This window comes from Neobittarella massiliensis (ex Bilen et al. 2018) (genome assembly GCF_900289145.1).
Taxonomy (GTDB): domain Bacteria; phylum Bacillota; class Clostridia; order Oscillospirales; family Ruminococcaceae; genus Neobittarella; species Neobittarella massiliensis.
In genome coordinates, this window is sequence record NZ_OKQO01000007.1 from 104,931 (window position 1) to 129,768 (window position 24,838).

Consider the following 24,838-nt stretch of genomic DNA (forward strand, 5'->3'; position numbering starts at 1 on the left):
GTCTATAAACGCTCCTCTATCTTGTCGGCGATCTGCTGGGCGATGCCCTCGATCTGTGCCTGATCCCTGCCCTCGAGCATCACCCGCACCAGCGGTTCGGTGCCCGAAGCGCGCACCAGGATACGGCCGCTGTCGCCCAGTGCCGCCTCGTGGCGGGCGATCTCGGCCAGCACGGCGCTGTCTTGCAGCACTGTTTTTTTGTCGTTGGGAACTGTGAGATTTTTGAGCACCTGGGGGTATACATTCATGATCGACGCCAACTGCGAGGCTTTTTTGCCCGAGCTCGCCAGCACCTGGATGAGTTGAGCGCCGGAGAGCTGGCCGTCACCGGTGGTGGCGTGGTCTAAAAAGATGATGTGACCCGACTGCTCACCGCCGATGTTATAACCCTTGTCGCGCATCTCCTCCAACACGTAGCGGTCGCCCACGGTGGTGACGGCGGTGGCGATACCGCTGTTTTTGGCAAACTCGAAAAAGCCCATATTGGTCATGACGGTGATGACGGCGGTATCCCGCTTGAGCGCACCGCACTCTTTTAAGTGGGCGGCAAAGATGGCGATCATCTTGTCGCCGTCGATGAGCTGGCCGTTTTCATCTACCGCCAGGCAGCGGTCGGCGTCGCCGTCGAAAGCCAGGCCCAGGTCACAGCCGTTTTCGATCACAAAGTCGCACAGCCCCTGAATGTGGGTGGAGCCGCACTGGTCGTTGATGTTGGTGCCGTCGGGGCTGTCGGCCATAAACAGACAGGTCGCCCCCAGCCGGCCAAACAGCTGGCGGGCGGTGGCGCTGGCGCTGCCGTTGGCGCAGTCGAAGGCCACCTTTAGGCCCGAGGCGTCGCAGTTCACCGTGTCGAGGATGTGGGCGATGTAATCTTCTGCCGCCGTCTCGGCCCGGTGGACCTGTCCCAGCTGGGTGCCGGTCTTGAGGGCGATTTCCTCGGGGTGGTCGATGTGGTGCTCGATCTCCTCCTCGATGGCGTCGGGAAGTTTAAAACCGTGGCTGTCGAAAATCTTGATGCCGTTAAACTGTACCGGGTTGTGGGAGGCCGAGATCATGATGCCGGCATCGGCCCCGTAGAGGCTGACCAGATAGGCCACCGCCGGGGTGGGCACCACACCCAGCAGGTGCACGTCGGCCCCCACCGAGCAGAGCCCGGCGCAGAGAGCTCCCTCCAGCATGTCGCCGGAGATGCGGGTGTCTTTGCCGATGATGATCTTGGCCTTTTTGTGGGTGTGCTCGGTGAGCACAGTGGCGGCGGCGCGGCCAATGGCCATGGCCAGCTCGCAGCCCAGGTCCTCGTTGGCGACGCCGCGGGCGCCGTCGGTCCCAAAGTATTTACCCATTTGTTTCAGATCCTTCCAAAATGCAGATTTGTGCGGCGAGGACCGGCAGCGGCCGGTACCTTGCCCGCGGTGTGGCCGAGCGCCGAGCACAGGGCCGGCACATCTGGTACAGTATATGGCACGCCCAGGCGCTTTAGCGGTGGACGCCGAATTTTACTTAGAGGTCAAACGACTGCTGGCCCGGCGGCGGGGCGGCCATCTCCTGCGGCAGCGGATAGCCCATGTGGGCATAGGCCTTGGGGGTGGCGCAGCGGCCGCGGGGAGTGCGGTTCAAAAAGCCCAGCTGGATGAGAAACGGCTCGCAGACATCCTCGATGGTGACCGACTCCTCGCCCATGGCGGCGGCGATGGTCTCGAGCCCCACCGGGCCGCCGCCGTAATTTTGGATGATGACCTCGAGCACCTTTTTGTCGTTTTGATCGAGGCCCAGCTCGTCGATCTCCAGCCGGTCCAGCGCCTCGCGGGCGATGTCGAGGGTGATGACCCCATCGCCCATTACCTGGGCAAAATCGCGCACCCGCTTGAGCAGCCGGTTGGCGATACGGGGAGTGCCGCGGGAGCGGCGGGCCAGCTCCAGGGCGCCTTCGGGGTCGCAGGGGATCTCCATGATGCCGGCCGAGCGGCTGACGATCTTGGCCAGCTCTTTATCGGTGTACATCTCCAGCCGCGACACCACGCCAAAACGGTCGCGCAGCGGGGCCGACAGCTGCCCGGCCCGGGTGGTGGCGCCGATGAGCGTAAAGGGGGGCAAGTCGATGCGGATGGAGCGGGCCGAGGGCCCCTTGCCGACGATGATATCCAGCGCGTAGTCCTCCATGGCCGGGTAGAGCACCTCCTCCACACTGCGGTTGAGGCGGTGGATCTCGTCGATAAAGAGGATATCCTGCGCGGTGAGGTTGGTCAGCAGCGCCGCCAGATCGCCGGGCTTTTCGATAGCCGGGCCGGAGGTGATGCGGATGTTGACGTGCATCTCGTTGGCGACGATACAGGCCAGCGTAGTCTTTCCCAGACCCGGCGGGCCGTAGAGCAGCAGGTGATCCAGCGGTTCGCCCCGCTTTTTGGCGGCCTCTATAAAGATGGAGAGGTTCTCCTTGGCTTTGGACTGACCGATATACTCCTCCAGTGTGCGGGGGCGCAAACCGGTCTCCACCTCGGCGTCCTCGGCGGTGTAGTCGGGGGTGACCATGCGGTTTTCAAAGTCCATATCCATATCAAAGCGCTCGAGCATCGGTCTACCTCCCCGCCAGGGCTTTTAGCGCCCCCTTGATGAGCTCCTCCACGTCGGCTTCCGGGTCGAGCTTAGCCAGCGCCACCGCCGCCTCTGACTGGGTGTAGCCCAGGGCCAGCAGTGCGTCGATCGCGTCGCCCATAGCCCCGGTGCTGGCAGCAGCCGCCTGCCCCACCGCCGAAAGCTCGGCCCCGCCGGCTTGGCCCAGATCCAGCTTTTGCACCTTGTCTTTGAGCTCGTTGACGATACGGCCGGCGATCTTGGGGCCGATATGGGGGCAGGTGGTGAGGGTCTTGGTGTCGCCGCTGGCAATGCACAGCGCAATGCGGTCGGGGGTGTAAGAGGAGAGCATAGAGAGCCCAAACTTGGGCCCCACCCCCGATACCGAGGTGAGCAGCTTAAAGCACTCCAGCTCCTGCAGCGTAGAGAAGCCGTAGAGGTCCAGGGCGTCTTCTTTTACATCTAAAAAGGTGTAGAGCAGCACCTTTTGCCCGGTAGCCGGCAGGCCGGCGATGGTATTTAGGGTACACAGGCAGCGAAAGCCCACCCCGCCGCAGTCGATGACGGCGATCTTCTGGTCTTTGTACTGCAAAATGCCGTTAAGGCTGTATAACATGATGGCGGCCTCGTTTCTATTTGATAAAGGTCATAGGCGCTGGCTGAAATAGCGGTCGGCCAGCAGCGAACCGGCGGTGTGGGCGTGGCAGATGGCAATAGCCAGCGCGTCGGCGGTGTCGTCCGGCTTGGGGACGGCGCGCAGATTTAAAAGCGAGCGGGTCATCTCTTGCACCTGGCTCTTGACGGCTTTGCCGTAGCCCACCACCGCCTGTTTTACCTGCATGGGGTTATACTCGTACACCGGTACCCCCGCCTGGGTGGCGGCCAGCAAAATGACGCCCCTGGCCTGGGCCACAGCGATACCGGTGGTCTTATTATTGGTAAAAAACAGTTTTTCCACCGCCATAGCTTGGGGGTGGTGCAGGTCGAGGAGCTGCTGCATATCTGTGTAGATCTGCCCCAGGCGCGAGCAGAACTCGGTGTGGGCGGGAGTGGTGATGGCGCCGTAGTCCAGCGTGGTAAAACGGTTGGCGGTAAAGTCGATCACGCCGTAGCCCACGATGGCGTAGCCCGGGTCGATACCCAGTATTTTCACGCGCCGACCTCCCCCTTCTTTGCCGCAGCCACTCTTCCGGCGGCCAACTGCCGCCACCGAGTCACATATCTTAAGACGTAAGCGAAGTTATTATACCACAACTGGCCCCTGCAAACAACCGTTTGCCGCAGCCGGTCGCGGTAGTTGCAGCCGCCGGTATACGTGCCAAACGCGGGTGTCTACCGCTGCTTTATAGCGGTCGTTTACCGGGCCGGGGCAGGTAGGCGGCGTATGTGCGGACCGGTGCCGGCGCGGCTGGCGGCCGGCGGCAAAGCGCTGCTGCACCCCCGTCCTGTCCACCGCCATCGATATACTGTCTTACCGCGGTGGCGGAGCTCTTATTGTCGGGCCGGCCGCCGTCGGTCAAAAAAATTGAAAAAAACCGAAAAAAGGACTTGCATTTTAAATGGGCCTGTACTATAATCTTAGTCACAGAGCAAGTGTGGTTTGTCACAAAAACAGATTTGTTCTTTTTTATTTGATATGGACAATTAACTCAGCTGGTAGAGTGTCTGCTTGACGTGCAGGAAGTCAGGGGTTCAAGTCCCTTATTGTCCACCAGGGGTGCTGTTCCTGCAATAGCGGGGGCGGCATTTTTTGTGCCGAAATAACGGAGCGTGGTCGCAGCCATGCTCCGTTTTTTGTTTTGCACTACACGGGCGGCACAAACAGGGGATGCCGCGGGCGGATCTCCCCTATTCTTTTACCAGATACCTCATGCCGCCATTCACAGTGACACGCCCGGCCGCGATCTGCACAAATATTTCTGTGCGGCTGTGCAGCGCGGCGCTGTACACTGCCATAGACGGGTATCCTTACATTTTTTTACTCTTGACGGCTGGGCGGGCACGTGTTACAGTGGAGCAGTAGTAAGTACTACTGCATACTTGTTATACAGAATAGAGAGGGACTGTGCCGATTGGAAAACCTGACCGAAATGCTCAAAGGTGTACTGGAGGGCTGTGTGCTCGAGATCATCAGCCACGGACAGACTTACGGCTATGCGATCACCCAGGAACTCGTCCAGCTGGGCTTTACCGAAGTCGTGGCGGGGACGGTGTACACCATTCTGCTACGTCTGGAAAAAAACGCGCTTGTCGAGGTGGTGAAAAAGCCGTCGGCCAAGGGACCGCCACGCAAGTTTTTTACCCTCAACGATGCCGGACACAGGGAGCTGGAGCGGTTTTGGCAAAAGTGGGCGTTCGTCGCCGCACGGCTCGACCAGCTCAGAAAGAGAGATGTATGAATTTTTGGGATAAGATAACCGGCGCCGATATGACTCGGGAGATGGCGCTGTTTGAGGGGCGTGCCCAGGCATTGCCGGCTGACCTGCGCGCGGCGTGGGAGGAGATACGCCTGCAGCTGTGGCACCACGCCGACCTGACTGGCCGCAACCTGATGCCACTCTTTAACGGTGCCCTGGGCCTGTTGGAAGAGGCGGCAGCCGACGGACAGAGCGCCCAGGAGGTGTTGGGCGGCGACATAGAGGGCTTTTGTACGGCACTGGCCGGTGAAGAAGGCGCCCACACCGCCCGCGACAAGTGGCGGAGGCAACTTAGCCGCAACGTGGCCAAAAAATTGGGCCGATAAGGAGGGCCGTATGCACCTAAAACAGATCATAGAGGAAAAGAGAGCCTGGCGGGCGCACATGGCCCGGGTAAAAGCGCTGCCAGAGGACTACCAGCTGGTGTATCGCGAGATACAAAAATACATTTTCAAAGCGGGCCCGGCCGAACCGAACGCCAGTATAGACCTGCTGGCAGAGATCGTCCAACTGTTTTGGGAGGGGGCGGCGGCAGGCCGCACGGTTTTGGAAGTGACCGGAGACGACGTGGCAGCTTTTTGCGACGCGCTGATCGACTAAATATACTTATAAAGATAAAAAGGAGCTGTGCTTTTGCAGTATTACGATATGCTGGATATTGTGCGCTGACCGGGAGGTCAGCGCCCTGACAGCGGGCAAGGCCTCCCCCAAAGGATTGATATTTCACCTTTAGGAGGCGCATCCCATGAATCGGGAAAATAAAAGAAAATCATTTGACAGAGGATATTATAAGACACACCGCTGCTGCGAGACGTTTACCTGTAAGGTGTGCGGGCGGCTGGTGGTGCCGGCCGGCGCCGGCAGCGAGCACCGCAACCACTGCCCCAACTGCCTGAGCAGTTTGCACCTGGACGACCAGCCCGGCGACCGGGCCGCCGACTGCGGCGGTATTATGGAGCCGGTGGCGGTATGGGTGCGCAGGAGCGGCGAGTGGGCCATCATCCACCGCTGCCGCCGCTGTGGCGCGCTGCACTCGAACCGCATCGCCGCCGACGATAACCCGGCCAAGCTGATGTCTATTGCCATGCGGCCGGTGGTGCTGCCGCCTTTTCCGCTGGAAAAGGTGGACGAGATGACCGCCCTGATGGGGGGCGACGAGCCGGAAAGCGTCTAAAAGGGCCTCCTGCCAACGTCTGGCCAGCCGCCCAGCAGTGCTAAAGCGCTGCTGGGCGGCTCTTTTTTGGGGATTTTTGCCCCAATAAGACCTGTATGGAGCGCAATACAGCCCGGTACCAGTAGCCGAGGCAGGTATTTCATTTTGCCGCCGTCTGTAGTAAACTGAAAAAAATATGTGGTCGCCACCGCGGCAGAGGGAGGGCAATAAGTGGAAGGTGTTGGGAGAGGTAAGGTGCGGTTGCTGGCGCACAGCACTGCCTGGGACGAAGAGTTTGCGCAGGTAAAGGCGGAGATCGAGGCGGCTTGGGGACCGACGGTACTGGATATCCAGCATGTGGGCAGCACGGCGATCAGCAGTATCTGCGCCAAGCCCATACTGGATATAGCCGTAAGACTGGCCGACATAGAGGCCATGGATATCGCGGCTTTGACGGTGCGCGGATACGAGCATTGCGGCCCCCAGTTTGGCCGCGACAGCTACCACCTGTTCGTTTTGCGGGGCGGCGACGGCCGCTCGCTGCGGCACATCCACTGTTACGACCGGCGGGAAGAGGAGTTTTTTCAGCTGGTGGGATTTCGGGACTATCTCAAGGCCCACCCCGACACGGCGGTGCAGTACGAGAAACTGAAGCGGGAATTGGCGCAGCGCTGGCCAGACGACCGGGTGCAGTACACGGCGGGCAAAGCGGCGTTTATCCACACCGTGTACGCGCGGCTGGGACCCAGACAGCCCTGTGGCGACAGCGAGCCGAAAAATAGCTTTTAAAGGAGGAGCCGCAGCGCGCACAGTGTGCGCCGCGGCCCTTTTTCTGTACTGTATAGAAACGGTGCTGCCGGGGCGGCCCGCTCACCAGGTGAGGGTGAGCTCGTCCACCCGGCCGCAGGGGGCAAACCCCACATTTTGGTAGGCCCTGTTGGAGGACGGATTGGCCAGATCGGTATACAGGCAGGGGATCTTGCCATCGGCCAAGATATTTTGGGCGATGTGGTACACCAGCGCCGCGGCAAAGCCCCCGCCCCGATAGGCGGGCATGGTATACACCCCGCCGATAGCCACGAATTGGTCGGTGTCGCGCTTGCGCTCGGCCACGGCAGCGATGAGCCCGCTGGGGCGGCGGATGATGTAAAAGCGGCCGCTCTGGATGCAGCGGGCGGCGTCCTGTTTGAGGTCGCCGGTGTGGCGCAGCTCGCCGAAACAGTCGATATCGAAGTTGCGCAGGTAGTCGGCCAGCTGGGACTCGTCGCCGGGGACCGGCTGGGTGATGGGCAGGTCGCGGTTTTTGGGCGGCACCGGCTGCGGGCAGTGAAAGCTCTGCATCTGCACTGTGCTGGCCACCGCCCCTTTTTGACCGCCAAAGCGCGCGGAGAGCGCGGCGGCAATTGCTGGCTTGGCCACGAATTGAGCCCTGTTTTGCCCGTCAAATAAACCGCTGCAACAGTCGATGACGGCCGGGACGGCACTCTGGGGGATGGCGTCGTCGGTCCACACCCAGGCCGGGTAGTGGGGACTGGACATGCCCACCACCGCCCAGCGGCCATCGCTCGCCAGATACAGCGGCTGCTGGCGGATGACCTCCATCAGGCTAAAAGAAACTTTGTCTTTTTGGTAGGCGGCGGTGGAGAACAGCGGGTGGTCGACAGGGACAGGTTTCAGCACAGTGATCCCTCCTCTGGTGTTGAGCCGGCGCGCTGTGCGCTGTGCCGGACGTTTGTACCAGTATAGCACGGCGGCGAAAAATGGCAAGAGACGGGGTGCCGTTCACAAGCTCGTGGGCGCTTTTGGCGGCGCGTCGATGGCGTACAGGTAGTGGCGCATATCGCCGGCATAGTAGCGGGTGGTAAAGGTCTGACGGCAGGTCATGCCCAGCGCCTGGGCCACCCGCAGCGAGGGCTGGTTGTCGCACTTGATGATGGCGTGCACCCGTGTGGCCCCCAGCTGACAAAAGGCGTACTGCACGCAGCTGGCGGCCGCCTCGCGGGCATAGCCCCGGTGCCAGTACCGCTTTTTGAGCAGATAACCCACCTCCAGCACCTGCCGGCCCAGACAGGGCTGTAGGGTGAGGCCTACCTGGCCCACCATGTGGCCGCTCTGTTTTTCTACCGCGGCCCACAGGCCAAAGCCGTGCTGGCGGTAGCGCTGCTGCTGCCGGTCGAGCCACTGCTGCACATCGGCATCTTGAAAGTGGTGACCGTAGGCGTACATCACCTGGTCATCCTGCAGTATTTGGGCCAGGTCCTCCCAGTCGTTCTGGGTCAGGGGGCGCAAAATCAGGCGCGGGGTGGTGCGTAGAAAGCCCATCGTCATCCTCCTTTTTTGGGTTTTTGACGGCGCGAGCCGCAGGGGCAAACTGGCCCCTGCGGCTCATCGGCGCACGGCTGCGCACCACCGGATCGGGCGGCGGCAGCTGCTTTTAAATTGTGAACAAATTGTAAAAACGGGCTATTTTCGGATGATCTGTACCCCGTCGGCGGTATCTTTTAAAGTGATGCCCATGGCCGCCAGCTGATCGCGTATGGCGTCGGCGGTGGCGAAGTCGCGGTCTTTGCGGGCCTGCTGCCGCTTTTCGACCAGCGCCTCGATGTCGTCATCCACCTCGTTTTTTTGGCGGTTATAGCACAGGCCCAGCACGTCGGTGAGCGCATCGAAGGTTTCAGCCGCCCGCTCGAGCGACGGCCGGCTGGGTTTTTGCGCGCCGTTTACAGCCATGTTGATATCTTTGACCAGTTCGAAGATGGCGCCGATGGCGTCGGCGGTGTTGAGGTCGTCGGCCATGGCGGCATCGAATTTTTCTTTGGTGGCGGCAGCCGAGTGGGTGAGGCTCTCGTCGCCGCTGTCGGCGGCTGTCTGCAGGGCGAAATCCAGCTCGTCACGGCAGTTATAAAGCCGCTGCAGGGCGCTCACCGACTGCTGGATGACCTCCTGCGAGTAGTTGATGGGGCTGCGGTAGTGGGCGGCGATCATCATAAAGCGGATGGGCTCGTAGCCGTAGACCTCGGCGATCTCGCGCACGGTAAAAAAGTTGCCCAGCGACTTGGACATTTTGCGGTTGTCGATGTTGATGTAGCCGTTGTGCATCCAGTAGTGGGCGAAATCGCAGCCGTTGGCGCACTCGGACTGGGCGATCTCGTTTTCGTGGTGGGGGAAAATGAGGTCCTGCCCGCCGCAGTGGATGTCGATGGTGTCGCCCAGGTAGTTTTTAGCCATGGCCGAGCACTCGATATGCCAGCCGGGGCGGCCGTTGCTAAAGGGGGACTCCCAGTAGGGCTCCCCTTCTTTGGCGGCTTTCCACAGGGCAAAGTCCACGGGGTCCTCTTTGATCTCGCCCACCGAGATGCGGGCGCCGGCCTCCAGGTCCTCCAGCGGCTGGTGGGAGAGCTTGCCGTACTCGGCAAATTTCTGCGCCCGGAAGTAGACGTCGCCGTTAGAGGCCACGTAGGCGTAGCCCTTTTCGATGAGCGCCGAGACCAGATCGATGATGTTCTGGATATTCTCGGTAGCTTTGGGATGATAGGTCGCCTCGCGCACATTGAGGCCGGTGGCATCGGTCTTGTACTCGGCGATGTACCGCTCGGATATCTCGGCGAAGGTCTTGCCCTCTTCGCCTGCTTTTTTGATGATCTTGTCGTCGATATCGGTGAAGTTTTGCACAAAGGTGACCTGGTAGCCGGCGTACTCCAGGTAGCGGCGCAGCGTATCGAACACGCAGATGGGCCGGGCGTTGCCGATGTGGATGTAGTTGTAGACGGTGGGGCCGCAGGCGTAGATCTTGACTTTGCCGGGCTCGATGGGCACCAGTTCCTCTTTTTGGCGGGTGAGCGTGTTGAATATCTTCACAGAAAAAACTCCTTTCGCATACCGGGCGGGCGGCCCGGAGCGCTGTAACTTTACGCGGACAGGATAAAAAACGCCCCCATGCAGCTCTGGCTGGCTGCACGAAGGCGACAGGGTACTACCGCGGTTCCACTTCGGTTTATCTCTCTATAAAATCGGCGGTAACGGGCCGGGGCCGGACCCGCATACTGACCACCGGAAGGCGGCGTTGGGCGGGCCTGCTGGCGGGGGCACTTGGCCCGGGCCGCACAGGGGGCGCTCGCAGCCGGTGGCGGCCCCTCTCTGTACTGTGCGGCGGTCGGGTTACTCTTCCCGTGTTTTGGCAGTTCGTCGCTCTAAAAGCAGAGCTATTTAGTGTGTATTTTAGGATAGCACAAAGCGCGCAAAAAGGCAACCGTCAAAAGCGGTCACTGCAGGCCGAAATACTCCTCGAGCGTTTGGCCGCTCTGCCACAGGGCGGCAGCCAGATCGGGGCCCACATAGCGGTAGTGCCAGGGCTCGTAGGCGTACTGGGTGACGAGCACCTTATCGGGCAGGTAGCGCAACACGAAGCCGTAGCGGTGGGCGTTTTGCGCCAGCCACCGGCCCTGGGCGCTCTCGGCAAAGTCGTCGGCACAGGTCATGTTGTAGCCGATGTCGATAGCCAGGCCCAGCTCGTGTTCGGAGCGGCGGGGGTAGGCGCTGTACATGGCGGCGTTTTGCACGTCGCTGGCGCGGTAGTTAAAGTAGAGCCTGTTTTGGGTGGCCTGGGAGCGGTAGGCCGAAAAGCCGATAAGCGTAAGGCCCTGCTCTTTGGCGGCCTGCTGCATCTGTTCCCAGGCGGCGGCTGCCGGGGCGCGCAGATAGCCGGCACCGGCGCCGTTGGTGGTAATAGACACCAGGTCATTCGGCTCCCACCCGTCGGGCAGCGCGCGGTATTTGTTGACCACCGCGGTGACCGAATCGGGGTCGGAGATGACGGTGGGGGTGATGCTGGTGGGCTCGACGATGCCGTTTTCGTAGGTGATGGGGCCGGCGGTACCGCCGCCGCTGCCAGCGTCGCTGCCGCCGGTGGGGACGGCGGGTGCGGCCGCGACTGTGAAGGTGACGGTGTGGGTGGCACGGTTGCCGGCGGAGTCGGTGGCGGTGTAGACCACCGGGTAGTCGCCAGGGGTGGCGGCATCGACCTGACCGCTGTAGGTGATGCCGGCGCTGAGGTCGCCGTCTACGTCATCGCTGGCGGTGAGGCCGATGGCCGCGGCGGACAGATCCATCTCGGGGCCGGTGTAGGCTATCGTGTCGGGGCCAGAAAACTGGGGCGCCAGATCGTCGACATAGTGTACAGTGAGGGTAAAGCGGCCACTTATCCCCAGCAGATTTTTTACCCGGTAGACGATCTTGTGGTCGCCGGGCGCGCTGGGGGCGGCGCTCTCGTCGCCGGTGATGGCGCCGGTCAGGTCGCGGCCCAGGCCGTCTTTGGCGGTGATCTTTTTGGGTACAAAGCTGCCGCGCTGCTGCCAGGATACGGTCTCGCTGACGCTGGTGCCGGTGTGCCCCCCGTAGGTAAACACCGGCTTTTTGGCCGCCAGCAGCAAAAACAGCGCCACCGCCGCCAGCAACAGCGCCGCCGCGGCGATGAATACCACTCTCTTTTTGCGGGTCATGAAACCACCTCTTCCACTTTTCTGTCGTGTTCTATGATCCTTACAGCCCGTGCATGCAGGCCAGAAGTTTCCCATGCATCTCTGTATACGTACTGTAGGTCGCTCCTATTTTTAGCAATGAGGAAAGCGATATACTCTTTTGCATACCCGCCTTTTCGTTTAGGATGCGGGTCGGCAGCAGATAAAAGTCCCACTGCCGCAGATCCAGTGGGTCGGCTGTCTCTTGTTCCCGGTGCTTGTAGACACAAAATACGTAGATATCCGCCTGCCGCGCTCTGGTCGTACCGTACACGTTGGTAGTGCTGTCCCACCCCAGAGTGGGGCGGATGCCAAACACCAGTTTGGAGGCCGCCTTTTGCCCCCAAGACTGCAGATAGCCCGAAGTTTTTACCTTTATGGTAAAAAGCCCTCTTTGGTGACCAGGTCGTACCGGTCCCACGCGATGCGCGTGCCGCCGTGTACGCCCAGTGCACAGGCGACGATATACTCTGCCAGTATGCCCCGCTCGGTATTGGTCAGCAGGTCAGAGTGGGCCCAGCGCCAAAAGTCGGCCAGGCGCGCCACCTCCCCGCCCCTGCTGTCTCTGAGCGGCTCGGCGCCGCTGCGAGCCGGCGGCTGCACGGCGGGGTACAGGAACTCTCTCATCGGGCATCTGCTCCTTTTTATAAGGGGGCCGGCAGCCGCTGGGCACTTGATCGCCCGCGCGCCCAGCGCCGGTAAAAGCGGGCGGCATCTTGGCCCCGACACGGCAAAAAGGCGCCGCAGAGCAGCGCCTTTTTCACTATTTGGTGGTGTTTATGTACTGCAGGTTGTCGACCAGGTACTTGCCGCCGGAGATGGCGGTGACCGCGGCGATGACCCACATGCCGACGTTCGAGATGAGCGGCACATCCAGCGACTGGGCGATGCCAAAATCCTGCAGCGCCAGCAGCAGCAGCACGCCGATGATGACGATGAGCTGGATGACCGTTTTTACCTTGCCCCAAATATTGGCGGCGATGACGTTGCCCTCGCCCACCGCCACCAGGCGGATGGCGCTGACCATAAATTCGCGGCCGATGACGATGAGAACCGCCACGCTGGAGGAGAGGCCCATCTCGATAAAGCAGATCATGGCCGAGGTGACCAGCATCTTATCGGCCAGCGGGTCTAAAAACTTGCCAAAGGTGGTGACCTGGTTATGCTTGCGGGCCAGCTGGCCGTCGAGCATGTCGGTCAGCGAGGCGACGGTGAAGATGACCAGGGCGATGAGATAGCTGGCCGGTATATCGCTGATGAGCAGCGCCGCCACAAAAAACGGCACCAGTACCATGCGCAGCACGGTGAGTTTGTTGGGTGTGTTCATGTCGGTTCCTCCCCTATGCGTCGTCTGCGGCCAGATGGCCGTACAGGTCAAAATCGTCGGCCTCGTCGACGGTGATGGCTACCAGGTCGCCGTTTTGCAGGTCGCATTCGGCGGCAAAGCGCACGGTACCGTCTATCTCGGGGGCGTCGTGCTGGGTGCGGCCCACGTAGGCCATGTCTTCGCTGTCGAAGTAGTCCACCATCACCTGCACCGTTTTGCCGATCATCTGGCGGTTGTAGTCGCCCATGATGAGGGCCTGCTTGTCCATGATGTGCTGGGCGCGGTGGCGCTTTGTCTCCTCGTCGAGCTGGCCGTCGAGTTTCGCGGCGGGGGTGCCTTCCTCCTGCGAGTAGGCAAAGCAGCCCAGGCGCTGAAAGCGCATGTCGTCGACGAACCGGCACAGCTGCTCGTACTGCTGCTCGCTCTCGCCGGGGAAGCCGGCGATGACGGTGGTGCGGATGAACACGTCGGGCACCCGGTCGCGGATGAGGGCGATGACCTGGCGCACCCAGGCGTCGTCGCCTTTGCGGCCCATGCGGCGCAGCACCTCTTTACTGGTGTGCTGCAGCGGGATATCGATGTACTTGACGATCTTTTCCTCGCGGGCGATGATATCCAGCAGCCGGTCGGTGATGCGATCGGGATAGCAGTACATCAGCCGTATCCAGACAAAGCCGTCTATTTTGCACAGCTCCTCGAGCAGGTCGGCCAGGCGGGGCTCGCCGTACAGGTCCTCGCCGTAACGGGTGGTATCCTGCGCCACCACGATGAGCTCTTTGATACCCGCCGCGGCCAGCTCTTTGGCCTCGGCCACGATATCCTCGATGGTGCGGGAGCGAAAATCGCCCCGGATGTAGGGGATGGCGCAGAAGGTGCAGCGGTTGGAGCAGCCCTCGGATATTTTTAAGTAGGCGTAGTGCGACGGGGTGGTGAGGATGCGGCTGCCGGCCAGCGGCAGGTCGTAGGCGCTGGCAAACAGCTGGGGGTGGCTGCCGGCCAGCGCATCTTTGATGATCTGGGCAATCTGGCTGTTGGAACCTATGCCCACCACGCCGTCGACCTCCGGTATCTCGGCGCGGATCTCGTCCTTATAGCGCTGGGCCAGACAGCCGGTGACCAGCACGCACTTGAGCTGCCCCTCTTCTTTTAGCTGGCAGAACTCCAAGATGGTGTCGATAGACTCCTGCTTGGCGTCGTCGATAAAGCCACAGGTGTTGATGAGCACCACGTCGCACAGCGACGGGTCGGCCTGCAGCTCGAACTCGGGGTCCTGCTGGACAAGGCCCAGCAAAATCTCGCCGTCGACCTGATTTTTGGGGCACCCTAAAGACACCATTCCAACTTGTATTGGCATATGTAAACTCTCCTAGTATTCCTCGTAGTCGTCTTCTCCGCTCTGTTGTGCGGCGATCATCTGCCGGCAGTCGCTGTAAGAAAAGCCGCGGCGGGCCAGAGCGGCCAGCGCGCGGTCGCGCCCCTTGGGGCTAGACAGGTCGCAGCTATAGCTGCGCGCCAGCAGGTAGCGGATGCTCTCGCCGTCGTCAAAGCCGCTGTCGGCCAGTATCTGCTCGACCTGCTCGCGGGTAAGACCGCGCTTTTGCAGCTCCATGCCGATAAAGCGCACCGAGTAGTGCTTTTGGGAAAACAGCTCGGCGGCCAGCTTGTAGCCGTAGTCGAGATCGTCGAGCAGACCGGCGGAGCCGACGAGCTCGGCCACCTGGCGCGCGATGTCGCGGGGGTAGGTGCGGCTGAGCTTGTCGGTGAGCTCTTTTTGGGCGTAGGGGCGGCGGCCCAGATAGTCCAGCGCCTTGTCCTTACACTTTTGGATATCGGACTGGTACTTGACCTCTTCCAAATAGGCGTAGGAGACGGTCTTTCCCGGGCGGATATCGGGATTTTTGACCAGTGTTTCGCCGTCGATGGACCACAAAAACTCGCCGTCGACAAACACGCTGTAGCGGCCCCGCTTGGTCTTTTCTAAGCCGGTGACCACGCCGGCGCCGGTCTCGCGCATGTTATTCGTCCTCTACTTCGATATCGATCTCCACCTCGGCCTTGGCCGGCGCTTTGGCCGATGCTTTGCCGGTGGCTTTGGCCGCGGGAGCGGGCGCGGCGGCGGGGGCGGCCAGCGGGGTGTCGTCTTTGCCGGCGGCGGCGATGGGTTTTATGCCCACCTTGTCACTCTGGGCGCGGATGGCGTCCTCGATCTCCCGGGTGACCTCGGGGTGCTCGCGGAAGAACTTTTTGACGTTGTCGCGGCCCTGACCCAGCCGCTCGCCGTTGTAGCTGAACCAGGCGCCCGACTTTTTGACGATGTCGAGATCGACGCCGATATCCAGGATCTCGCCCTCTTTGGAGATGCCTTCGCCGTACATGATATCGAACTCGGCCACCTTAAACGGCGGGGCCACCTTGTTTTTGACCACTTTGGCCTTGGTGCGGTTGCCGATGAAGTCGCCGCCGGACTTGAGTGCCTCGGACCGGCGCACGTCGATGCGCACCGAGGAGTAGTATTTGAGGGCGCGGCCGCCGGGGGTGACCTCGGGGTTGCCGTAGACGATGCCCACCTTTTCGCGCAGCTGGTTGATGAACACCGCCACACATTTTGTTTTGCCGATGATGCCGGTGAGTTTGCGCAGCGCCTGGCTCATGAGGCGGGCCTGCAGGCCCACGTGGCTGTCGCCCATGAGGCCCTCAATCTCGGCGCGGGGGACCATGGCGGCCACCGAGTCGATGACGATGACGTCGATGGCGCCGGAGCGCACCAGCGCCTCGCAGATCTCGAGCGCCTGCTCGCCGGTATCGGGCTGAGAGACCAGCAGCGCGTCGATATCCACCCCCAGGGCGGCGGCGTACACCGGGTCGAGGGCGTGCTCGACGTCGATAAAGGCGGCGGTGCCCCCCTCTTTTTGGGCCTGGGCGGCGATGTGCAGCGCCACCGTGGTCTTGCCCGAGCTCTCGGGGCCGTAGATCTCGACCACGCGACCGCGGGGCACGCCGCCGATGCCCAGCGCCAGATCCAGCGACAGGCTGCCGGTGGAGATGGCCTCTACATTGAGGGTGGAGTGCTGGCCCAGGCGCATGACCGCGCCTTTGCCGAACTGTTTCTCGATCTGGGCCAGCGCCGTCTCGAGCGCCTGCTGTTTATCGGGGGCCTTTTGCTGTTTCTCCGCCATATTCGTCTTCCTCCAAAACAAACGTTTTCATTTCTAAGTGATAGTATACTGTATCGGCGGTCAAAAATCAACCGGCAGCCGGGCGGCGAGCCACCGCCACCCGGTCGTTTTGAGCGTAGTCCCTGGCAATAAAAACGCCGCTGTAGCCGCAGTTTTTAAGTATCTCGGTCACCGCCGGGCCCTGGCTGGCGCCAATTTCCAGAATCAGCGCGCCGCCGGGCAGCAGGCAGGGCAGATAGCGCCGGGCGATGGCCCGGTAAAAGCCCAGCCCATCGGCCCCGGCCGCCAGCGCCATGGCCGGCTCGTAGCAGACCTCCGGCTGCAGGGCGGCCATCTCGGCGGCGGTGATGTAGGGGGGGTTGGCGGTGATGAGCGAGCAGGGCGGGCAGCGGTGCTCGTAGCCCAGCACATCGGCCAGCACCGGCTGCACGTCGGCGCCGTTTAGGGCGATGTTTTTTTGCAGGTAGCGAAAGGCGGCGGGCGATTTTTCCACCGCCGTGACATGGCTGCCGGGGATGTGCTTTTGCAGGGTGACGGCGATGCAGCCGCTGCCGCTGCACAGGTCGCAGATCGCCGGGCCGGCGCTGTAGCCGGGCAGGACGGGGGCCAGCTCGATGGCTATCTCGCAGAGCCGCTCGGTATCTGGGCGGGGGATGAGCACCCCCTCCCCCACCAGGTACTCGCCGTCGTAAAACGGCCAGCTGCCCAGCAGGTACTGCAGCGGGTAGCGCCGGGCTCTGCGGCCTATGAGCTGCAGGTAGCGGGCCTGTTGCCCCTCTGTGACCGGCTGGTCGCCCCAAAGCGGCAGCTGGGCGCTGCCGGTATGTAAGACGTGCGCCAACAGCTGCCGGGCGTCAAAAGCCGCGTCTTCCAGCCCGGCCCGGCGCAGCAGCTCGGCGCCGCGGCGCTGCAGCTCGGCGACTACCAACGGTCGTCCTGCCCCTCTTTGGGCAGCACCGCCTGCATGGCGGCGATGGCCACCTCGATCATGCTGTCGTCGGGGTCTTTGACGGTGAGCCGCTGCAGCCACAGGCCGGGTTTCGAGATGGCCCGGGAGACGGGGTTGTCGTGGCCGCCGGCGTAGCGGATGATCTCGTAGCTGATGCCCATGACCAGCGGCAGGAGCAGCACCTTGATGAGCGCCCGCAGCCACACGCTGCGCCAGGAGACGAAGGCGTTGACCAAAATGCTGACCAAAATGACGATGAGCAGAAAGCTGGTGCCGCAGCGGGGGTGGTAGGGGCTGTGGCGGCGGACGTTCTCGACCGTGAGCGGCTGGCGGTGCTCGTAGCAGGCGATGGTCTTGTGCTCGGCCCCGTGGTAGCGAAACACCCGCTTGATGTCGCTCATCAGCGACACCAGCGCCATATAGGCCAGAAAGACGGCGATCTTGATGGCGCTCTCGACCACCACCCGCCAGCCGCCCAGCGGCAGGAACCTGTCGATAAGGCCGGTGGCGGCGGTGGGGATGACCATGAACAAAATGAGGCACAAAAACACCGCCAGCACCCCCGCCAGCGCCGAAAAGGCGGTGGTGGCAGCCCCGGACATGGGCTTTTCGTCCTCGTCGTCGAAGGCGCCGGATATCTCGGCCGACTCCATCATGCAGCGGTAGCCCAGCACCAGGGTGGCGATGAAATTGCACACCCCGCGAATGAGGGGGACCTTGTTGTACCAGCTGGTGAGGGCCTTATCCGGCCGCTCCTCCAGGTGGATGGCGCCGTCTTTTTTGCGCACGGCTAAGGCGTATTTGTCGACGCCCCGCATCATGATGCCCTCGATGAGGGCCTGCCCGCCGATGCGGGTCTTGTGGGGCTTAGTTGTCTGACTGCTGTTTTGACTCATGGTATCTGCGTATCTCCTCTTCGTCTATCTTGGCGATCTGCATGGTGGTGGAATCGACCTTTTTATCCATGACCGGCACGGCGATGCGCACCGTGGTGCCCACCCCTTCTTCGCTCTCGATCTGCAGCCGGCCCTTGTGCAGGGTGATGATCTCGTCGGCCACCGCCAGGCCGATGCCGGTGCCGCGGCGGGCGTTTTGCCCCTTGACGAACTTCTCTTTGACCCGGGGCAGGTCGGCGGCTTTGATACCGGCGCCGGTATCGGCGATCTCGGCGATGACGAAGCCGTCTTCCTCTTTGGCGGTGACGCGGATGGTACCGCCCTTATCGCAGTATTTGAGGGCGTTGTCTAAAATGTTGATAAACACCTGGCGGATGCGGTTTTTGTCGCCGAACACCGGCGAGACGATGTCGGGGTCGTTGTAGATGAGCTCGATGCCCTCACGGCGGGCGCGCTCGCCGAACATGATGACCACCTCGCCCAGCTCGGCGAGCACGTCGATCTTGGAGAGCACCAGCGTGAGCTTGCCGCTCTGCATGCGCGAGAAGTCCAGCAGCTCCTCCACCATATCCGACAGGCGCTCGGTCTCGCTGATCATGATGTTCATGCCCATACGCACCGTGTCGCCGTCGGTGACCGGGTCGGACTGGAGCACCGTCTCGCCCCAGCCCTTGATGGCTGTCAGGGGGGTGCGCAGCTCGTGGGAGACCTGGGAGATGAACTCGTTTTTGACCTGCTCGGCCTTTTGCAGCTCGTCGGCCATGTAGTTGATGATGTTGCACAGCTGGCCGATCTCGTCGTTGTGCTGGCTCTTGATGCGCACCGAGAAGTCGCCGGAGGCTATTTTGGTGGCGATGACCCCCACCTGGCCGATGGGGTTGACGATGCTCTTGATAAAGTAGGTGCTGGAGAGCACCACGAACAGGATGACCACCGCCGAGAACAGCAAAAACAGCACCGCGATCTTGACGATCTCGCCGTCGACGGCCTTGAGCGAGCAGACCATGCGGATGCCCTGCACCTCGCCGCCCAGGCTGCTGGAGATGTAGCACACCGACATGACTTTGCCGGCGCTGCGGGTGTAACCCACCTTCATGCCGAAACCGTCGGAGGAGGCCTTGGCCTTTTCGAAGTCGCCGTCGCCCAGCTCGTCGGAGGGGGAAAAGCCGCTGGAAGTGAGGGTGACCGCCCCAGACTTGTTGAGCAGCATCACCTCGTACTTGTCTTTTTCCTCAAAGCCGGTGACCATCGACTCCACCATCTGTTCGGTGGCCGACTGCTGGCTGCTCTTGATGGCGTTGGCCATCACCTCTAAGCGGCTGGTGATGGTCTGCTCGGCGCTGGAATAGTAAAAGCTGCGCACCCCCACCACCACGATGAGCATGATGGCCGAGAGGATGACCACGATGATGGTCAAAAAGTTGAGCATCCAGCGTTTGGTCACGCTCTGCATAAGCCCTGCTCCCCCCTTGTTTTATAAAAGTCTGATCTCGTCTGCTATGCCTTGAAGCGGTAGCCCACGCCCCAGACGGTGGTGATGTGCCGGGGGCGGGAGGGCTCCTCCTCGATCTTCATGCGCAGGCGGCGGATATTGACGTCGATGATCTTGTCGTCGCCGTAGTAGTTCTCGCCCCAGATGCTCTTTAAGATCTCCATGCGGTCGAGCACCGTATCGGGATTTTTTAAAAACAGCTCCATGATCTGGTACTCGACCTGGGTGAGTTCGACCGGGTCGCCGTTTTTCCGCAGCACCCGGCTCTTTAAGTTCATCTCGAAGGGGCCGTAGTGCAGGGTGCTGGTCTGGCCGCCGCCGGACATGGCCACCCGGCGGTAGATGGCGTCGACCCGGGCCATCAGCTCGGAGACGCTGAAGGGCTTGGTGACGTAGTCGTCGGCCCCCAGCATGAGGCCGCTTATCTTGTCCATCTCCTGGGTCTTGGCGGTGAGCATGATGATGCCCACCGTGCTCGAGAGCTGGCGCACCTGCTTGCACACCTGCAGCCCGGAGATGCCCGGCAGCATGATATCGAGCAGGATGACGTCGATGGAGGAGCCCTCGCGGGTGAAGATCTCCACCGCCTCCTCGCCGGTACCGGCGCCCAGCACGGTAAAGCCGGTCTTTTCTAAATTGAGACAGATGAGCTCGCGGATGCTCTCCTCATCTTCTACCACCAGTATCCTCTTCATAAAAGCGTCCTGCCTTTCTAGCTTGCTTTTTGCTGATCGTGCGCGCGGGGCGTCACTGTTTGATCTCTATGGCGGCGGCCATCTCGGTCTCGCTGGCCGCGTGGACCAGCGTGCTGTCGCCGGCCTTATACAGATAGGTAAAGCTGCCGTAGGTGCCCAGCTCTTTAAAGCCGCTGGAGGTGTAGGCGACGGCATCCTCGCTGCGGGAGATGCGCAGCACCGAGAAGACGGTGGCGCCGCCGGCATCGAGACAGGTGCGGGCGCTGCCGTCGTTTTCGGACTGGAAGGTGACGCTGCCCACCCAACCCGAGAGCAGCGTGACCCGCAGGTGGAACGAGTCGTCCTCGTAGGTGGTGCGCTTGTAGGTGTAGCCGCCGCTGGAGCCGCTGTACCAGTCGACAAAATAGCCGCCCTGCTGGTAGAGGCTGTCGTTCTGCTGTTTTTGCAGGCGGGGCACCTCGATATGGCCGTCGCCGTCTACGTCCTGACTGTAGAGCTCGGTGTTCTGGCGGGTGAGGGCGGTGAGATAGTCGGTCTCACTGCCGCGCTGGCGCTCGTACTGGGACAGCGTATAGAGCTTCTCCCCGTCGTAGCACAGCGCCTCGGTGGTCATCTGGTTGTCGCCGCTCAGGCCGTCGGCATACACCAGCCGGTACTGGCCCTCGCTGTCGACCGAGAGCCGCCGCAGCCGCACCAGCGACGGATCGAGGGTGGCCTGTGCCGTTTTGCCCAGGTAGGGCGCCTCGGGGGTGCCGACCCGCTCGTACAGGTCGGCGGTGATGCCGGCGGCACCGTCGCCGGGGGTGTTAAACAGCACCAACTCGTCGAACATGTCGCCGTCGAGGTCGCCATAGGCCACCTCGGTGTAGTTTTGGATCATGGTCTCGCAGAGCTCGCCGCTCTGAAAGCCGTAGACCACCAGCGTGTTGCCCCCCTCGCTGAAGGCGCTGTAGCCGACGATGATGTTCTGGTAAAACAGCAGCCCCACGTGGGCAAAATCGATAAAGTTCACCTGGTTGCCCAGGCCCTCGATGTCGTAGATCACCTGCCAGCGCTCGCCGTTTTGGTAGTCCTCCATCTTTTTGGCGACGTTGATGTGGATCTTGACCTCGTCTTTTTTGGTGTAGAAGGTGATGGCCTCGGGCTCATCGTCGCCGTCGATATCCTGCAGGGTGATGGGGTTGCGGTAGGCGCCGCCCTTGGGATAGACCAGGGTGATGCCGGTGTCGGCGTAGCTGCGCACCGTGTCGAGGATGGCTGCCTGCTGGTCGTCCAGGGCGGGCGCGGTGAGCAGGTCCTCGACCGAGGCGCCAAAGCTGCCGCAGCCGGTGAGCGACAGCAGGCAGCAGAGCGCCAGCGCCAGCAGGCGCACGGCGTGCGGTGTGTGGGCCATATCGGTCCCCCCTCTCTGGATAAGATAAGATCGGTCGTGCACGGGATGGGCGGCGCCGGCCGGGTGGGCCGAAAGCCGCGGTCACCGTTATTTTAACACAAAATAACCCGGCGCGCAGTTAAAGTTTGGTTACAAACCGGCCGGGGGCAGAAGCGGCGCCCAGTGCGCGCGGGCCGGGGCACAAATGGGCGGCATATTGGTATTTTACCACAAAACTGGTTATAATAGTAATCAGGCAGCCGGCCGGGACGGCGGCTGCCGCGACCGCAGAGATAGACCTATTAAATAAAGGGGGCGTACCTTTTGGAGAACGCAAGACCCGGGCCGCAGCTCGCCCGACAGATACTGGAGGCCGCCATGTCCACCGGGGCGGACTTTGCCGAGCTGTTTTACGAGGACAGCCTGAGCCATTCGCTGAACCTCATCGACCGAAAAGTGGAGAGCGCGGTGCGCGGGCACATCCGCGGGGTGGGCATACGCGCCATCAAGGGGCTGCACAGCGTGTACGTGAGCAGCTGCGACATGTCGCCGGCGGCGCTCATCACCGCCGCCAAACAGGCCGCTGTGGCCTGCTGCAGCGGCCAGCCGGCGAAGTTTGCCGCCCTGACGGCGCTCAAGGCCGACGGCCAGTGGCCCAAAATAGAGCCGGCCGGCGTGGAGAGCGCCAAAAAGGCCCACCTGCTGCGCCGGGCCGACGCGGCGGCGAGAGACTACTCGGCCGAGATCGCCCAGGTGAGCGCCATGCTGATGGACAAGACCCAGGACGTGCTCATCGCCAACACCCAGGGACTGTACGTGGAGGACCGGCGGGTGCGCACCCGCTTTTATATCAGCGCCATCGCCGCCGACGGCACCCAGAACCAGACCGGCAGCGAGGGGCCGGGCGCCAGCTGCGGCTATGAGCTGTTTGAGCGGCTGGACGTGTGCGATACCGCCCGCAGCGCCGCCCGCCAGGCGGTGACCATGCTGCACGCGACCGAGTGCCCGGCGGGGGTGATGCCGGTGGCCATTGAAAACGGCTTTGGCGGCGTGATCTTTCACGAGGCCTGCGGCCACTCGCTGGAATCGGCCGCGGTCGGTAAGGGAAACTCGGAATTTGCCGGCAAGCTGGGGCAGAAGATCGCCTCCAGCAAGGTGACGGCCATCGACGACGGGACCATTCCCGGGGCCTGGGGCTCTACCGCCATCGACGACGAGGGCCGCCCCACCCAGCGCACGGTGCTGATCGAAAACGGCATTTTAAAGAGCTACATGGTCGACTACCTGGGCAGCCTGGAGATGGGGCTGGCCCCCACCGGCAGCGGCCGGCGGGAGTCGTATCTCTACGCGCCCACCTCCCGCATGCGCAACACCTACATCGCCCCGGGCAAAGACCGGGACGAGGACATCATCGCCTCGATGGAGAGAGGGCTCTACTGCAAAAAGATGGGCGGCGGCTCGGTCAATCCGGTCACCGGCGAGTTCAACTTTGCCGTGAGCGAGGGCTACCTGGTGGAAAACGGCAAGATCCGCTACCCGGTGCGGGGGGCCAGCCTGATCGGTAAGGGCTCGCAGGTGCTGTTTGACATCGACATGGTGGGCAGGAACCTGGACCACGGGCAAGGCATGTGCGGCGCGGCCAGCGGCTCGGTGCCCACCAATGTGGGACAGCCGCTGATACGGCTGCAAAAGATCACCGTAGGCGGCAAGCAGTAAAGAGCAAAAGGAGCGACAAGCCATGGATATGACTGCATTTAAACAGGCGGTGGACCGGGCGGCCAGAGCCGCCGGGGTGGACTGCTTTGAACTATACAGCCGCCAGTCGGGCTCGATGGAGCTGGAGGCCTACCGGGGCGCAGTGGAAAAGTTTTCGAGCAGCCAGACGCTGGGGGTGTGCCTGCGGGTGCTGTGCGGCGGCCGCATGGGCTATGCCGGTACCCAGGTGCTGAGCGAACAGGAGGCCCAGCGGCTGGTGGGGGACGCCATCGACTCGGCCAAGGTGGCCGAAAACGCCGATATCGACGAGATACTGCCCGGCGAGAGCCGCCCGGCAGCAGACAGCCAGGCCGAGCGCGACCCCTACCCCGCTTTAAAAGAGGCGGTACTGGCCGGCGAGGCGGCCTGCCTGGAGGGCGACGGCCGGGTGAGCGCCGTGGCCGACGCCGGCACCGCTGCCGCCTGGTCGCGGCGGGCCATATATAACAGCCAGGGCCTGGATGTGAGCGACGAGAGCCACTACGCCTATGCGGTGATGGGGCCGGTGGTGCGGCAGGGCGGCGACACCTATAACGAATACGAGATCGACTACGCCGACAGCTCGGCGGCGCTGGATACTGCGGCGACCGCCCGCCGGGCGGTGGAGTCGACGCTGTCGTTCATCGGCAGCCAGCCGGTGGCGGCGGGCAGCTATGCGGTGGCGCTGTCGCCCAAGGTATCTTACGACCTGCTGGAGACCTTTTGCGGACTGTTCTCGGGGCTGGCGGCCTACAAAGGGCTGTCGCTGCTGGGGGACAAGGTGGGCACCGCGGTGGCGGCGGCCTGCGTGGACCTGATCGACGACCCGCTGTACCCCGGCGCCATCTGCCGCCGGGCTTTTGACGACCAGGGCTTTGCCACCCAAAAGACGGCGGTGATCGCCGGCGGAGTGCTGGCGACTTTACTGCACAACCAAAAGACGGCCGCCCTGATGGGGGCCCAGAACACCGGCAACGCCTACAAGGGCTCGTACATGTCGCCGCTGACAGTGGCCCCCACCAACCTGTACCTGGCCCCCGGCCACTGCACCCAAAAAGAGCTGCTGGCCAGCCGTGAGGAGCTCCTGTATATCACCAACGTAAAGGGGCTGCACGCCGGCGCCAACCCCACCACCGGCGATTTTTCGCTGGAGAGCAAAGGCTTTCTGTATCAAAATGGCCGGCGGGTGCGGCCGGTGAGCCAGATCACGATGGCCGGAAACTACTACCGGCTGCTTTTAGATATCGCCGCGCTGGCCGACGACCTGACCTTTTCACTGCCCGGCGGGGCGGGGCAATTTGGCTCGCCCACCGTGCTCGTCGACCGGCTGTCGGTCTCGGGCGAGAGCGGGCAGTAAGCAGGCAGTGAGCGGGCGATAAAGCGGTAACAAAAGCCGCTGGCGGCGCCCGACGGGGCGCTACCGGCGGCTTTTTTGCGCCCTGAAATGGGTGCGGACAGAGAGACGGGCGGGCCCGCCCAGTACGCCACGCCTATCTTTTGGGGACGGACGGGCACCGTTTTTAGGCGGTGTAGAGGGAGA

25 protein-coding genes and 1 tRNA gene are annotated in these 24,838 nt (G+C 62.4%); 8 read left to right on the top strand and 18 right to left on the bottom strand.

Annotated elements, in window-relative coordinates; genetic code table 11:
- Positions 1–2: 2 nt before the first annotated feature.
- The 4 genes from glmM to ruvC all read right to left on the bottom strand — a co-directional run bounded on the left by glmM (position 3) and on the right by ruvC (position 3,724).
- Positions 3–1,343 (bottom strand): phosphoglucosamine mutase, encoded by a 1,341-nt coding sequence (gene glmM / locus C6Y32_RS10925; RefSeq protein ID WP_105205294.1) that lies wholly within the window; start codon positions 1,341–1,343, stop codon positions 3–5.
- 157 nt (positions 1,344–1,500) lie between these two features.
- The gene (gene ruvB, locus C6Y32_RS10930; protein WP_105205295.1) at positions 1,501–2,571 is read right to left on the bottom strand and encodes a Holliday junction branch migration DNA helicase RuvB; all 1,071 of its coding nucleotides are present in this window, start codon (positions 2,569–2,571) and stop codon (positions 1,501–1,503) included.
- A gap of 4 nt (positions 2,572–2,575) precedes the next feature.
- Entirely contained in the window at positions 2,576–3,187 is a 612-nt protein-coding gene (gene ruvA / locus C6Y32_RS10935; protein ID WP_105205296.1) for a Holliday junction branch migration protein RuvA, read from the bottom strand.
- A 30-nt stretch (positions 3,188–3,217) separates the two neighbouring features.
- Positions 3,218–3,724: a crossover junction endodeoxyribonuclease RuvC gene (ruvC, locus tag C6Y32_RS10940; protein ID WP_105205297.1), complete on the bottom strand. Its 507-nt coding sequence runs from the start codon at positions 3,722–3,724 to the stop codon at positions 3,218–3,220.
- Positions 3,725–4,209: 485 nt separating this feature from the next.
- Here ruvC and C6Y32_RS10945 point away from each other — a divergent pair.
- From C6Y32_RS10945 to C6Y32_RS10970, 6 genes are all read left to right on the top strand, one after another.
- Positions 4,210–4,285, top strand: a tRNA-Val gene (locus tag C6Y32_RS10945).
- Positions 4,286–4,643: 358 nt separating this feature from the next.
- Complete coding sequence (locus C6Y32_RS10950) at positions 4,644–4,970, top strand: PadR family transcriptional regulator (protein WP_105205298.1); 327 nt, start codon at positions 4,644–4,646, stop codon at positions 4,968–4,970.
- Positions 4,967–5,314, top strand: a complete 348-nt coding sequence (locus tag C6Y32_RS10955) for a DUF1048 domain-containing protein (RefSeq protein WP_105205299.1) — start codon at positions 4,967–4,969, stop codon at positions 5,312–5,314. Before C6Y32_RS10950 ends, C6Y32_RS10955 begins: the two co-directional genes overlap by 4 nt.
- Before the next feature lie 10 nt (positions 5,315–5,324).
- Positions 5,325–5,588 (top strand): DUF1048 domain-containing protein, encoded by a 264-nt coding sequence (locus tag C6Y32_RS10960; RefSeq protein WP_105205300.1) that lies wholly within the window; start codon positions 5,325–5,327, stop codon positions 5,586–5,588.
- A 145-nt stretch (positions 5,589–5,733) separates the two neighbouring features.
- On the top strand, positions 5,734–6,162 hold the full coding sequence (locus tag C6Y32_RS10965) for an RNHCP domain-containing protein (RefSeq protein ID WP_105205301.1): 429 nt from the start codon (positions 5,734–5,736) through the stop codon (positions 6,160–6,162).
- Positions 6,163–6,372: 210 nt separating this feature from the next.
- Complete coding sequence (locus C6Y32_RS10970; RefSeq protein WP_105205302.1) at positions 6,373–6,930, top strand: GrpB family protein; 558 nt, start codon at positions 6,373–6,375, stop codon at positions 6,928–6,930.
- 81 nt (positions 6,931–7,011) lie between these two features.
- On the opposite strand, the gene C6Y32_RS10975 is transcribed toward C6Y32_RS10970, so the two are convergent.
- The 14 genes from C6Y32_RS10975 to C6Y32_RS11045 all read right to left on the bottom strand — a co-directional run bounded on the left by C6Y32_RS10975 (position 7,012) and on the right by C6Y32_RS11045 (position 21,585).
- On the bottom strand, positions 7,012–7,821 hold the full coding sequence (locus tag C6Y32_RS10975; RefSeq protein WP_105205303.1) for a GNAT family N-acetyltransferase: 810 nt from the start codon (positions 7,819–7,821) through the stop codon (positions 7,012–7,014).
- Positions 7,822–7,923: 102 nt separating this feature from the next.
- Complete coding sequence (locus C6Y32_RS10980; RefSeq protein WP_105205304.1) at positions 7,924–8,463, bottom strand: GNAT family N-acetyltransferase; 540 nt, start codon at positions 8,461–8,463, stop codon at positions 7,924–7,926.
- Between the two features lie 141 nt (positions 8,464–8,604).
- Entirely contained in the window at positions 8,605–9,999 is a 1,395-nt protein-coding gene (gene cysS / locus C6Y32_RS10985; protein WP_105205305.1) for a cysteine--tRNA ligase, read from the bottom strand.
- Positions 10,000–10,403: 404 nt separating this feature from the next.
- Positions 10,404–11,639 carry a D-alanyl-D-alanine carboxypeptidase family protein gene (locus C6Y32_RS10990; protein WP_164998239.1) on the bottom strand — a complete coding sequence of 412 codons (1,236 nt, stop codon included), beginning with the start codon at positions 11,637–11,639 and terminating at the stop codon, positions 10,404–10,406.
- Positions 11,640–12,032: 393 nt separating this feature from the next.
- Complete coding sequence (locus tag C6Y32_RS11000; RefSeq protein WP_186488481.1) at positions 12,033–12,284, bottom strand: hypothetical protein; 252 nt, start codon at positions 12,282–12,284, stop codon at positions 12,033–12,035.
- A gap of 136 nt (positions 12,285–12,420) precedes the next feature.
- Positions 12,421–12,984, bottom strand: a complete 564-nt coding sequence (pgsA, locus tag C6Y32_RS11005; RefSeq protein WP_105205308.1) for a CDP-diacylglycerol--glycerol-3-phosphate 3-phosphatidyltransferase — start codon at positions 12,982–12,984, stop codon at positions 12,421–12,423.
- A gap of 13 nt (positions 12,985–12,997) precedes the next feature.
- The gene (gene rimO, locus C6Y32_RS11010) at positions 12,998–14,338 is read right to left on the bottom strand and encodes a 30S ribosomal protein S12 methylthiotransferase RimO (RefSeq protein WP_105205309.1); all 1,341 of its coding nucleotides are present in this window, start codon (positions 14,336–14,338) and stop codon (positions 12,998–13,000) included.
- Positions 14,339–14,350: 12 nt separating this feature from the next.
- A complete protein-coding gene (locus C6Y32_RS11015) occupies positions 14,351–14,998 on the bottom strand; it encodes a regulatory protein RecX (protein ID WP_105205310.1) in 648 nt (215 codons plus the stop codon).
- Between the two features lies 1 nt (position 14,999).
- Complete coding sequence (recA, locus tag C6Y32_RS11020) at positions 15,000–16,160, bottom strand: recombinase RecA (protein ID WP_105205311.1); 1,161 nt, start codon at positions 16,158–16,160, stop codon at positions 15,000–15,002.
- Positions 16,161–16,227: 67 nt separating this feature from the next.
- A complete protein-coding gene (gene prmC / locus C6Y32_RS11025) occupies positions 16,228–17,088 on the bottom strand; it encodes a peptide chain release factor N(5)-glutamine methyltransferase (RefSeq protein ID WP_105205312.1) in 861 nt (286 codons plus the stop codon).
- Positions 17,082–18,005 (bottom strand): DUF1385 domain-containing protein, encoded by a 924-nt coding sequence (locus C6Y32_RS11030; protein WP_105205313.1) that lies wholly within the window; start codon positions 18,003–18,005, stop codon positions 17,082–17,084. Before C6Y32_RS11030 ends, prmC begins: the two co-directional genes overlap by 7 nt.
- The gene (locus C6Y32_RS11035; RefSeq protein ID WP_105205314.1) at positions 17,977–19,458 is read right to left on the bottom strand and encodes a HAMP domain-containing sensor histidine kinase; all 1,482 of its coding nucleotides are present in this window, start codon (positions 19,456–19,458) and stop codon (positions 17,977–17,979) included. Before C6Y32_RS11035 ends, C6Y32_RS11030 begins: the two co-directional genes overlap by 29 nt.
- Positions 19,459–19,502: 44 nt before the next feature.
- Positions 19,503–20,192 (bottom strand): response regulator transcription factor, encoded by a 690-nt coding sequence (locus C6Y32_RS11040; protein WP_105205315.1) that lies wholly within the window; start codon positions 20,190–20,192, stop codon positions 19,503–19,505.
- Between the two features lie 52 nt (positions 20,193–20,244).
- Entirely contained in the window at positions 20,245–21,585 is a 1,341-nt protein-coding gene (locus C6Y32_RS11045; RefSeq protein WP_105205316.1) for a hypothetical protein, read from the bottom strand.
- Between the two features lie 357 nt (positions 21,586–21,942).
- Between C6Y32_RS11045 and C6Y32_RS11050 the strand changes: the two genes are divergently transcribed.
- Both C6Y32_RS11050 and C6Y32_RS11055 read left to right on the top strand, forming a co-directional pair.
- Positions 21,943–23,280, top strand: coding sequence for a TldD/PmbA family protein (locus tag C6Y32_RS11050; RefSeq protein WP_105205454.1), 1,338 nt, complete (start codon positions 21,943–21,945; stop codon positions 23,278–23,280).
- A 22-nt stretch (positions 23,281–23,302) separates the two neighbouring features.
- A complete protein-coding gene (locus C6Y32_RS11055) occupies positions 23,303–24,655 on the top strand; it encodes a TldD/PmbA family protein (protein WP_105205317.1) in 1,353 nt (450 codons plus the stop codon).
- Positions 24,656–24,838: the final 183 nt, after the last annotated feature.